The 730-nt window shown below is 47.3% G+C and carries 1 pseudogene; it reads left to right on the top strand.

Annotation, left to right across the window (positions count from 1 at the left end):
* A pseudogene (locus A3738_RS30600) lies at nucleotides 1-730 on the top strand (AcrB/AcrD/AcrF family protein); the annotation flags it as partial.

Here is a 730-nt window from a genome sequence, read left to right as displayed (position 1 = left end):
TAATATTTTATTCGCCATTCCCTTGGTCATTATCTGCGTAATCATCGCATCACTCATTGAGTGCTTCTTAATTATGCCGGGGCACCTGAATCACAGCTTGAAAAAAATGGGGCACAACGCCAAAGAAAGTCGTTTTCGAGTGGCGGTTGATTCTAAGTTTAATGCCTTCCGAGACGGAACGTTTAGACAGCTCGCGACGAAAGCAATACAAAACCGGGGCACGACCTTAATGCTCGCAGTCTCTGTTTTTCTTATATCTATTACGCTCATCATATCGGGGCGTATCCAGTTTGAATTCTTCCCTCAACCTGAAAACCACGTGCTACTAGGCAATGCAAAATTTGCCGCAGGCACGCCGCCTGAGGAAGTACGCTCATTTGCTCGCAACCTAGAGGACGCATTGTGGCGTGCGAACGATCAACTGAAAGAGAAATACAACCGCGAAGATGACCTGATTGTCCATGCTGTATTGCGTGTTAACCAAGCGACCTTTGATGGAGGGCAAAGTTACCAGCAAGGAGAGCAATATGCCTCGCTACATGTTGAAACGGTCACGCCAGACTCGCGAGAAGTGCGCAACCCTGAACTAATTTCCGCGTGGAAAGATGCATTACAAATGCCTGATGGCGTTGAGCAACTTAGCATTACTAGTCCTCGCGGTGGTCCTCCTGGCAAAGACATCGATATATTCTTAACAGGCCAAAGCAGCGATATATTAAAAGCAGCGAGC

The sequence above is a fragment of the Oleiphilus sp. HI0066 genome (assembly GCF_001635725.1).
Note: the sequence above shows the minus strand (reverse complement) of the source record. Positions and strands in the feature narration are given on the sequence as shown.